This window comes from Nitrosomonas sp. Nm34 (assembly GCF_900113925.1).
GTDB lineage: Bacteria > Pseudomonadota > Gammaproteobacteria > Burkholderiales > Nitrosomonadaceae > Nitrosomonas.
The window spans coordinates 1-10,597 of record NZ_FORD01000072.1 but is presented as its reverse complement, the minus strand read 5'-3'; the positions used below and the strand labels follow the sequence as shown (position 1 = coordinate 10,597).

13 protein-coding genes and 1 pseudogene are annotated in these 10,597 nt (G+C 44.5%); 2 read left to right on the top strand and 12 right to left on the bottom strand.

The window, feature by feature from the left end; genetic code table 11:
* Window positions 1–276: transposase (locus BM283_RS15760; RefSeq protein ID WP_175492189.1), on the top strand; the 276-nt coding region annotated here is incomplete at its 5' end.
* 101 nt (window positions 277–377) lie between these two features.
* Here the strand turns inward: BM283_RS15760 and BM283_RS15755 are convergent.
* The 12 genes from BM283_RS15755 to BM283_RS15710 form a co-directional block, all read right to left on the bottom strand.
* Complete coding sequence (locus BM283_RS15755; RefSeq protein ID WP_090694801.1) at window positions 378–596, bottom strand: hypothetical protein; 219 nt, start codon at window positions 594–596, stop codon at window positions 378–380.
* Window positions 597–674: 78 nt separating this feature from the next.
* Entirely contained in the window at window positions 675–878 is a 204-nt protein-coding gene (locus BM283_RS15750) for a hypothetical protein (protein ID WP_090694799.1), read from the bottom strand.
* A gap of 29 nt (window positions 879–907) precedes the next feature.
* Entirely contained in the window at window positions 908–1,120 is a 213-nt protein-coding gene (locus BM283_RS15745; RefSeq protein WP_090694796.1) for a hypothetical protein, read from the bottom strand.
* A 46-nt stretch (window positions 1,121–1,166) separates the two neighbouring features.
* Window positions 1,167–1,319, bottom strand: coding sequence for a hypothetical protein (locus BM283_RS19045; protein ID WP_175492188.1), 153 nt, complete (start codon window positions 1,317–1,319; stop codon window positions 1,167–1,169).
* A gap of 126 nt (window positions 1,320–1,445) precedes the next feature.
* The gene (locus BM283_RS19040; protein WP_175492187.1) at window positions 1,446–1,613 is read right to left on the bottom strand and encodes a hypothetical protein; all 168 of its coding nucleotides are present in this window, start codon (window positions 1,611–1,613) and stop codon (window positions 1,446–1,448) included.
* Between the two features lie 56 nt (window positions 1,614–1,669).
* Window positions 1,670–1,969 (bottom strand): hypothetical protein, encoded by a 300-nt coding sequence (locus tag BM283_RS15740; RefSeq protein WP_090694794.1) that lies wholly within the window; start codon window positions 1,967–1,969, stop codon window positions 1,670–1,672.
* A 69-nt stretch (window positions 1,970–2,038) separates the two neighbouring features.
* Window positions 2,039–3,598 carry a glutamine-hydrolyzing GMP synthase gene (guaA, locus tag BM283_RS15735; RefSeq protein ID WP_090694792.1) on the bottom strand — a complete coding sequence of 520 codons (1,560 nt, stop codon included), beginning with the start codon at window positions 3,596–3,598 and terminating at the stop codon, window positions 2,039–2,041.
* 14 nt (window positions 3,599–3,612) lie between these two features.
* Window positions 3,613–5,076: an IMP dehydrogenase gene (gene guaB / locus BM283_RS15730; protein WP_090694804.1), complete on the bottom strand. Its 1,464-nt coding sequence runs from the start codon at window positions 5,074–5,076 to the stop codon at window positions 3,613–3,615.
* 131 nt (window positions 5,077–5,207) lie between these two features.
* Window positions 5,208–6,293 (bottom strand): ADP-ribosylglycohydrolase family protein, encoded by a 1,086-nt coding sequence (locus BM283_RS15725; RefSeq protein ID WP_090694789.1) that lies wholly within the window; start codon window positions 6,291–6,293, stop codon window positions 5,208–5,210.
* A gap of 18 nt (window positions 6,294–6,311) precedes the next feature.
* A complete protein-coding gene (locus tag BM283_RS15720) occupies window positions 6,312–7,361 on the bottom strand; it encodes a class I fructose-bisphosphate aldolase (RefSeq protein ID WP_090694788.1) in 1,050 nt (349 codons plus the stop codon).
* An 80-nt stretch (window positions 7,362–7,441) separates the two neighbouring features.
* Window positions 7,442–8,284: a DUF3025 domain-containing protein gene (locus tag BM283_RS15715; RefSeq protein WP_090694785.1), complete on the bottom strand. Its 843-nt coding sequence runs from the start codon at window positions 8,282–8,284 to the stop codon at window positions 7,442–7,444.
* A complete protein-coding gene (locus BM283_RS15710) occupies window positions 8,281–9,546 on the bottom strand; it encodes an MFS transporter (RefSeq protein WP_090694783.1) in 1,266 nt (421 codons plus the stop codon). Before BM283_RS15710 ends, BM283_RS15715 begins: the two co-directional genes overlap by 4 nt.
* 515 nt (window positions 9,547–10,061) lie before the next feature.
* Here BM283_RS15710 and BM283_RS20165 point away from each other — a divergent pair.
* Window positions 10,062–10,160 (top strand): annotated as a pseudogene (locus BM283_RS20165) (transposase); the annotation flags it as partial.
* Window positions 10,161–10,597: the final 437 nt, after the last annotated feature.

The following is a 10,597-nucleotide window of genomic DNA, read 5'->3' as shown; positions in this document are numbered from 1 at the left end:
GCACTCAATATCAATGCGGATGTGTTTCACGAATGGGCGATGCAGTACCTGTTGCCTAAATTGCCGTCACATGCCGTCATTGTGATGGATAATGCCACTTTCCATAAGAGGCAGGATACGCAAGAGGCCATACAAAACGCTGGGCACACCCTTGAATATTTGCCCGCTTATTCTCCTGATCTAAACCCCATCGAACATAAATGGGCACAGGCCAAAGCACTGCGTAGACAACAAAACCAGACCGTTGAGATGCTCTTCAAATCCTATACATTCTGAATCATTCTTAACTGGTTAGGCCATAGCTTCAATAATTGATTTCTAAACCGTCAGCGCTTATTTCATTCTATTTTTGAATATCCTAGAACAAATCTAAACTATTACATTAATATTTGTCTAGGGGGATCTTTCTTGGCATCGTTTCTTGCCATTTCTTCTGCTTGTTCTAAAGCAGCATTAACGTCTTCATTAAGAAGAGCTATAGCAGCATCAATTATTTTTATTGACCTATCAAGCGCTGATGACAAATCAAAACCGGCATCAGCATATATTTTTAATACTCTAAGTTGATATGTGGCTAGAGCTCTAGGGATAAGCATCTGGTATTTATAGTTAGGAAAGACTGAATTAACTGTAAGACGGTCTTTCCGTTAAAACCGTTCTCCCAAGAGAGATTCCTAATTAGCTTTCTCAGCTTCGGCCAGCAATTGAGTGAGCACATCAGCGGTATCGTTAAGCTCTTTATCCAAAGCTTCCAACATCCCAGCCTGCTCAATCCTGCCTGCAATCTCATCCAATTTTACATTGAAGATATTGATATCGGTTTCGGATTTCAATGCTTCTAGTTCGGAAATGGAAGCAGATTTGATTGGATCTGGCATATCATTATTTTTTGTGGATTGCACAGGGGTTAATTGGTCCTAATTTTGGGTATCTTCGTTTTGCTGCTCATCTTTTTTCCTTGAATAGCATCAAGGCTCTTGGGCGTCCAATGCAAATCAAGCTCCACTCCATGTATTATGAGTGTCTCAATATCGATATAACGCAACTCTTCCTCTTGAATCTTAGCTAGACCAAAAGCCTGTATTTGCTCTTCTTCCATGTCCTTTTCAGTTATACCCATCACCGGATCCTTTGAAGTAGTGTAGATAGGCTATAGCTTTACTGCCCTACCCGTCTGTTTCTTTGGTCTTTGGCATGGTCTGGATAGTGCTGGCAACCTCCATAAATTTATCAATGAAGAACTGGCCTTCTTCACCACGCATGCCGGCAATCATAAACGATAGTTGTGATTTGCCAATAAAGTGCTCAAGTAGTGGCATAACTGTGTTTACATCTTCGATGGTTGCCTGCTGTTTGATTTCTGGCTCAGGATTTGCTCCTGGTTCTGATGTAGCAGCGCTTTTCTCTTGGCTTGTAACTTCCGATTGTGGTACGGCAACGCTTAGTTATGGAGTGCCCACTGATAAGATATTATTTTCTTCATTATCTGAATTTGGCTTATTTTTCTGACTAAAAATATAAGCAATTCCTGATTGAATTTTAGCAATATCACTCTTTGGATTAATTACTGCACCAACTCCATTTTCCTCTACGTTACCATAGGTAAGAGTCATCTCACCACTTACATCAATCTCAACCAGAGCAATAGTGTTTTTAATTGATCATCTATTCAGCCGAAAGCAGCAAAACTAGGATTTATGTTGGTAATGCTTGCTGGAATCTGTTTATTTTTAGCGTCATCAATAATAAAATTACCACCTGTTTTAGCTGTTACCCAATGAACGAAATCAAGGGATGCACCATCAATCCACGCAACCGAGCCTCCGTAGCTTTTGGCAGTTTCTTCGATTGCGCTTTTTAGGCTTAGCAATTCAATTCTTGTTAGTTTGTTGCCATCAGCATCAGAACTTACGACAGAAGCATCAACCTCTGCAGCCAATTGTCCTGGGGTTGCCAGACGTAAAAGCAAAAAACCCTGGTTTCTCAGGATTCTTGGCGGCTTTATTCCACAGTCTGCCGGGCACTGCAAGATATGGGATCACTCCCACTCAATCGTCGCAGGTGGCTTACCCGAGATATCATAGACCACGCGGTTAATGCCCCGCACCTCATTGATAATTCGGTTAGAAACCTTGCCAAGCAAGGTATAAGGCAATTCTGCCCAGTGAGCAGTCATGAAATCCTGAGTTTGGATGGCACGCAATGCGATAACATACTCATAGGTTCGACCATCACCCATTACGCCTACTGATTTTATCGGTAAGAATACCGCAAAGGCCTGCGAGGTTCGCTCATACCAGCCAGAAGCTTTGAGCTCCTCTATAAAAATGGCATCTGCCTGGCGCAATAGCTCGGCATATTCCTGTTTTACTTCGCCTAAAATTCTGACTCCCAGCCCAGGCCCAGGAAAGGGATGACGAAAGACCATATCATGGGGCAATCCCAGCACCAAACCTAGTTCACGCACCTCATCCTTAAATAACTCACGCAGTGGCTCAAGTAATTCAAGATGCAACGTATCGGGGAGCCCGCCGACATTGTGATGGGATTTGATGGTATGCGCTTTCTGGGTTTTACTGCTTGCAGATTCAATCACATCCGGATAAATAGTGCCTTGTGCCAGCCATTTGGCATCGGTAATCTTTGCTGATTCCTGCTGAAAAATCTCGACAAATTCCCTGCCTATAATACGACGTTTTTGCTCAGGATCAGTAATACCCTGCAAGTGCTGCAGGAATTGTTTGCTGGCATCAATGTGAATGACCCTTACATGAAGATGATTGGCAAATACTTCCATTACCTGTTCAGCTTCCTGCTGGCGTAATAAGCCATTATCGACAAATACACAGGTAAGTTGATCCCCAATTGCCCGATGGATCAGCACAGCGGCAACAGAAGAATCCACTCCGCCTGATAAGCCCAGGATGACTTTGTTCTTGCCAACTTTAGCTTGAATTCTGCTAACGGATTCTTCAACATAATCAGGCATATTCCAATCATAGCCAGCTGCGCAAATGTCATGAACGAAGTGCTCAATAATCACTTTCCCTTGCAAGGTATGGGTTACTTCCGGATGGAATTGTAGACCGTAAAATTGCCGCGCCTCATCGGCCATTGCCGCAATCGGCGTTGCCGCATTACTCGCAATGACTTTAAAGCCAGCAGGCAGTCCCACCACGCTATCACCATGACTCATCCATACATCAAGAACGGCTTGCCCTTCAACATTTATACGATCGCTCATTTCGCCAAAGAGTTTGCAATCCTGCCGATATAATTCAGCATAACCAAACTCACGTTTTTTCGCGCTTTCTACCTTTCCACCCAATTGGGCAGCCATCACCTGCATACCATAGCAGATACCTAACACAGGAACACCTAACTCGAAAACGATTTGTGGCGCACGCGGCGTATCTTCAATAAAGGCTGAGGCAGGCCCACCTGACAGAATAATGCCTATCGGAGCAAAATCTTTAATAAACTGCGGCGTGACATCATAGGGATGTAGCTCACAATAAACATTTGTTTCTCGAATACGACGAGCAATTAACTGAGTATATTGGGAGCCAAAATCCAGAATAAGGATTTTTTGATGCATAAGAAAATTTGCTTTTATTCGACTTGGTAATTAGGGGCTTCTTTGGTAATCTGCACATCATGAACGTGAGATTCACGTATGCCCGCAGAGGTGATTTCAATAAACTCAGCTTTAGCATGGATTTCTTCAATGTTACTACAGCCCAGATAGCCCATACTCGAGCGTACACCTCCTACTAACTGGTGAATGACAGCGGTGATTGATCCTTTGTATGGCACACGCCCCTCCACGCCTTCGGGGACGAGTTTATTGGTATCTTGAAGCTTACTATCCTGAAAATAACGATCACTTGATCCTTGCTGCATTGCAGACAGCGAACCCATCCCTCGGTAGCTCTTATATGATCTTCCTTGAAACAATTCTATTTCGCCAGGTGCTTCTTCTGTGCCAGCGAACAATCCACCTAACATAACAGTCTTTGCTCCCGCTGCAATCGCTTTGGCAATATCACCTGAATAACGAATACCACCGTCGGCTATGGCAGGCACGCCTGTTCCTTCCAATGCTCGGGTGACATTCTCAATGGCTGTGATCTGTGGCACGCCCACTCCCGCAACAATTCTGGTGGTACAGATGGAGCCAGGGCCAATGCCAATTTTCACGGCATCTGCCCCGCTATCAACCAGCGCTTTGGCTGCTGCCGCAGTCGCAATATTACCGCCAACGACCTGGACTTCTGGAAAATGGTCCTTAACCCACCGTACCTGATCGAGCACACTCTGCGAATGCCCATGTGCGGTATCAACCACTAAAACATCTACTCCAGCTTCAATAAGTGTCTCTGCCCGTTCGTAACTCCCTTCCCCTACTCCGATAGCTGCGCCGACACGCAATCTCTCCTGATCATCCGTAGTGGCATAAGGATGTTCTGTTGTTTTAGTCATATCTTTGGCAGTAATCAGGCCACGTAACTCAAATTCATCATTTATGACCAAAACTCTCTCCAGCCGATGCTTATGTAGTAAAGCCAGGACTTCTTCACGAGGGGCCCCTTCTTTTACTGTCACTAATCGTTTTTTAGGGGTCATGATATTTTTGATCGGCTGATCCAGATTGGTTTCAAAGCGGAGATCACGGTTAGTCACAATGCCCACGACTTTGGAACCTTCAACGACAGGTAAGCCAGATATCTTGTGTTGTTGAATTAACTCAAGCACTCCTCGCACGGTCATATGCGGAGGGATGGTGATAGGATCTGTCACCACACCACTTTCAAAGCGCTTGACTTTAGCAACGTGCGCGGCTTGTGCTTTTATTGACATATTCTTATGAATAAAGCCAATGCCTCCTTCCTGAGCAATGGCAATAGCTAACCTTGCTTCAGTAACAGTATCCATGGCTGCTGCTACCAGTGGGATCTTAAGTGTAATATTGCGGGTGAGACGTGTAGTTAAATCTACATTTCTGGGTAGAACTGCTGAATGAGCGGGGATGAGTAAAACATCATCAAAAGTAAGAGCTTTCTGAATCAGTCGCATGTTAACGATCCTTTGCAAAGCGATATTATACCGAAACCACATAGAAATATTGCAGAGAGTTCATAGCTGCAATATTTCATTAACTCATGTTCCTGTAGCAAATGGTCAAGTCATCATTATCGTCACGTATTTCAGAGCTCTTTTACTTTTGAAGCCAGTTCTCCAGCCAACTTTACAAGATCAGCACCCCCTTCAAGTCCATCGATAAAGCGCTGGGGAATGCCAGATAAACCGGTTTGTGCACCGGTGAGTGCGCCCGTAAGAATCGCGCGTGCTTGGTTTTGTCCACCCCCATTAATCGCATGGAGCACCGCTGATTCAAAATCATTGTGAAACCGGGCTGCCAAGTAGTAAGCAGCCGGTAACTGATGATAAATAGCGCATGGCATGCCATAGACAATGGATACTTTCCAGGCTGGTTCTATCGGAATCGCCGGATCTGCTACGGCGGCTGCCATATAAGAAGGTGTGAGTAATGCATCAGGCGAAGCAAAACGGCCAACTCGAGGAGGATCAGGGTCACCAGGGCGCGGAGGTTGTAAATCATCCAAAGTCACCGCATGAAAAGGTAACTTATTATCTTTTACTAAATCCATGAGTTTTCCTGACAATTCGATATCAAAAGGATGCCCTTGAACTAGAAGCGCCAGCACTGCACCGTAGGCGACCGTCATCGAAACAACCGTATGGTCAATCTGGGTCAGCATGGTGTTGCTGGTGATAGCGGCAGCAAGCTGAGTTGGCTGGAATGCGTAACGCACGGCTATCGCCAGGGTACGCTCAATTGCTTCGGTCGTATCGGCATGACTACCGGTTTGGCCCCATGGTAGCTGCTGCTGCACGCGACGTCTCCATGCTTCACGAATTGACTGGCTGGTGTAACCCCCAGGCCCGCTCACAGGAGTACCATCGAGCAGCGGAAAAAGCTCTTCGTCTAGCCGCCGGCAGAAGTCATCCTGATTATATTCTCCACACTCAACAAGTGAACGAAGGGTAAGCGTCAGAATAAATCCCGCCTGGGATAACTGGCCGGCTTTGCATGCAGCATGATAGCGATCAGGTTTGGGATCAGTATAGTCGCTAATCCAATCTCCATAATCGCGATGAAGTTCATTGAGATTATAGTACCAATGAGGACCCACACCTAGTGCATCACCAATGAATGCGCCCATAATGGCCCCCACCGCCCGGTCTTGAATATGGTTGTTAGTAGACATGTCTTATTCCTCAATCTCTCAGGCAACAGTCACTTCTTTAGAAAGATACACATCCTGGATGGCATTCAATAATTTGACCCCCTCTTCAAAAGGCTTCTGGAAAGCCTTGCGTCCGGAAATGAGTCCCATCCCACCCGCTCGTTTATTAATTACCGCCGTTCGTACTGCCTGATGTAAATCATCCTTACCCGATGCGCCCCCTGAATTAATCATCCCGACACGTCCCATATAGCAGTTGGCTACCTGATAGCGCACGAGATCAACCGGATGATCAGTGGTCAGCTCGCTATACACTTTAGCATCCGTTTTACCAAACTTAAGCGCTTGGAAACCACCATTATTTTCTGCCATTTTCTGTTTCACAATATCAGCTTCAATCGTTACGCCAAGATAATTAGCTTGTCCTGTCAGGTCAGCGCTAACGTGATAATCCTTTTCGGCCGTCTTGAAAGCAGCATTGCGCGTATAAGCCCAGAGGACTGTCACCATTCCTAGATCATGCGCATGCGCAAAGGCTTCAGAAATTTCCTGTATCTGGCGACGTGATTCCTCCGAGCCAAAAAATACCGTTGCCCCAACCGCACAGGCTCCCATGTCAAAGGCCTGATCGACACTGGCAAACAAAGTTTGATCATACTTATTCGGGTAAGTCAGTAATTCGTTGTGATTGATTTTAAGAATAAAAGGAATTTTATGCGCATAACGACGTGCCACCATGCCCAATACCCCCAGCGTAGAAGCAACGCCATTACAACCGCCTTCAATCGCCAGCCGGACGATATTTTCCGGATCGAAGAACATCAGATTGGGCGCAAATGAAGCGCCTGCTGAATGCTCCACCCCCTGATCAACTGGTAAAAGAGATAAATAACCTGTCCCAGCCAGGCGACCATGATTGAATAAAGTCTGAAGATTCCGTAACACACCTGGTTTGCGGTCACTTCCTGCCACTACTCGATCGACAAAATCCGGCCCAGGAACATGTAATCCTGCCTTAGGAATACCCTGACATACGTGATTGAGAAGTTTGTCTGCTTCCTCTCCTAAAAATCCGGCAATATCTGTCATTACAACCTCCCTTATAAGTGCTCAAGAAGAATCATTACAAGAAGAACCATTACAAGATATATTCAAGAAAAACCGATCGATCATGATGTGGTTTTCATCTTTCGTGGACGAAAGTAACGCTGGTTATCATAGTAAGATGAATCGCTATTATCTGGTGACCAACCTGGATACCCTAACACAGGTACGGGCATTAAATCAGCCGATGTCAAACACTCGCGTGCCAAATAATCTTCCAGCCAACTATCCATCATGGCAATCTGATCAATCAGACGCTGATTAAAGAAAGCTTCACTCACCTGAAAGAGGAGACCTTTTCCTGTCATACCCAGATAAGGGTGTAGTGCTTTTTCATACAACCCATGACCAAACAGAAAAAATTTCATTTGCGCCAACACTGCTGCGCGCTGGTGCCAGAACAACGTTTTCCAAGCAAAATTTTTCAAAAGTTCAATCAGATAATCGCTACTACTCACGATGATTACCCCGGATTCATCAATGAGTGTAGCAGCATCACGCAAAGGACTGCGCATTGCTTGATGATGCTCTCTTTCTTCTAACAAGGCATGATAATGCAACTGATTCAAGGCTGCTTTAGAACAGGGATAAGTTACCCAAACCAGCGCATTGAATAGATCATGCCAATTATGCGCACGAGTTTGTATTTCTCCTGTTAGATAGATCCTGGGTTCATATTGTTGCACGAATGCACGAGTTGATTTTGTTTGCGGAACAAAATGGATGCTTTTACCTGATTTTGTAATTATTTTTCCCACTTGATCAGTATTCAATTGATTCAGGTTTTCGATGTCAGGCCAATGATTAAAGTACTCGAACGCTTTTCCTGCTGCATGCAGTGGCTCAAACATCGGTGAGATTTGCAAAAAACCCGAGCTCCACTCATCTGAAGCAGAACGCGTCTTCATTCCTGGTAACGATCCACTTTAACTGCCAGCAAAATACTCAGTATGGTGGCAATGGATGCAATGATTCCTACTGAATCATAATGTGTCAACGCACCATTTGCTGAAATGCCCATAATAGAACCGGTCAATAATGAAGCCAAACCTGCTGACAACTGTTGTACCGATATATTGAAACTTAAAAAGCTACCGCGCAAACGAGGGATCACGCTTGCGGTCACCAGCGCCATAGCGGGAACAAAACGGCCCGAAACCAGCATCATGAACAAGGTGGTAATTGCCACAGCAAAGACTGTCGGCACTGTCGATAAATGTGTCAGTAGCAGAATTGGAAAAACAGAGAGTGCGGCGGTCACACCAAATGTTTTTCTCATGCCGTGAAGGTCAGCAAGCCTCCCGAGAATGCGGGCAGCAAAAAAAGTTGCCAGCCCACCAAAAAAATAAAGATAAGGCAAATCAATTTCTGCCATTCCGACATTGATCACCATATACGTGCTGATAAAAGGGCTTACACAAAATCCGGCAAACATCAACATGGCAATTAAAGCAAAGGCATAAAGATGATTTCGCACCCAAAAGATTGCGCGTAACTGCTGAAAAGGGTGGCGTTCCTGATGATGAATCAGATGATCACGTAATGACGGAAGCACACGGAGCGAGATGATTATCATTAAACTGCTCACAGCGCTCAGGAGATAAAACGGTGCGCGCCAATCGACTAGATTAACAAGCAGCATTCCTATGGGCATGCCTACCACGGCCACGATTGAGAAAGCAGACATGACAGTGCCTGTCGCCACCCCCCGCCGATGTTCTGGAATAATATCCGCCACAATTGCAAAGATAATGGCACTCAGCATCCCGCTAAAACCGCCTGTCACCATACGTCCTAGCAGGAGCATAGCGTAATCGGTTGCCAATGCACAGATCAGTGTAGCCATCCCCATGCCGGTGCAAAGAAGAATCAATACATGCTTACGATCAAACCGATCAATGAAAAATGAGGCCAAGAAGCTGCACACACCCGCACTGAAGGCATAGGCTGAAATGAGCAACCCGAATTGCTGCGGGGTAATATCAAACAACTTCATGAATTGCGGGCCCAATGGCAGCATCATCATGAAATCCATGATATGAATAAAATGCACGCTGGCCAATACCATGAGAATGGGCCGTTCTCGTAAAGGAACCTGATGCGGGATAACTCCACATTCGACTAGATTAGAACTACTGCCTGCCTGGAGAATATCTTCAGTTTTATTCAAAACACAACCTTATCAAATGATTGTTAACAATTTCATTCTGCCAACTTCACGAAAAGACACATCCGCCATCGTTTGGTTGCGCATATCGAATATTTTCGAGTTGGTTATTTCTTATGAAATAGCATTTCTGAAAAAAAGCATATTTTAGATGGGTTCGATTTGTTTTAAATGGGGGGAAAGGGGCTAAAATTTCTCTTTGTTGAGGAACTCTTTTCAAAAAGGTTCCTTTATTTGTTATGGAAAAGCACATTTTTCTTTATCAACGGGACAGAGCGTTTGATCATGAACAGGCCTGGGGTCGTGAATCAAGAAAAAAGTAGGTATGTACGCCAGGCTATGTCAAGACCACTTTGTTTAGAATTTCCGAATACACTTTATCATGTAACATCGCATTGAGATCGCTGCGAAAACATTAATGAAGACGATGATGACCGGCTGAGTTTTTTAGAAATTCTGGGAACGGTTGTTGTTGATTAAAAAACGAATTCTGAAGTACGATGAGTATAGATTCAAAAATCGAATTGATCTTCCTACCACCTTATGCACCCAATCTGAATCTGATTGAGTGCTATTGGCAATTCTTCAAAAAAGAAATTCTGTATGGCAAGCACTATCAAATTTTTGCCTTGTTCAAGCAAGCTTGCGATGATTTCTTTGCTGCTTCCAACTGCTATAAGGAAGCGCTAAACTCCTTGTTGACCAATAATTTTTAGATTATTCATCGTGCTTGAGTGCCAAAATTTGATGTGTGGATAGTATAACCCTAGCGTTATAGGTAAGGTAAAAAATGATCGCTGCGTTGCAGTAAACGTTTACTGATTGGCTGATGGTGCATTGCTAACTGTTGACGCCAGCCGTACCAGAGTGAAATTACTTTCGCTCCTATCTAATTCCATTTCTACTTCATAAGTGAAATAATAGTAGCCACTTATGAAAGGAAGTATAGTGATGGCACAAGTGGCAAGTGGTAAAGAAGTTTTGGAACAAGCAAAGACACTATTGGTTAATGCCCGAACAATAGAAGAATTAAAGCAAGCACAGGCTGTAGTGC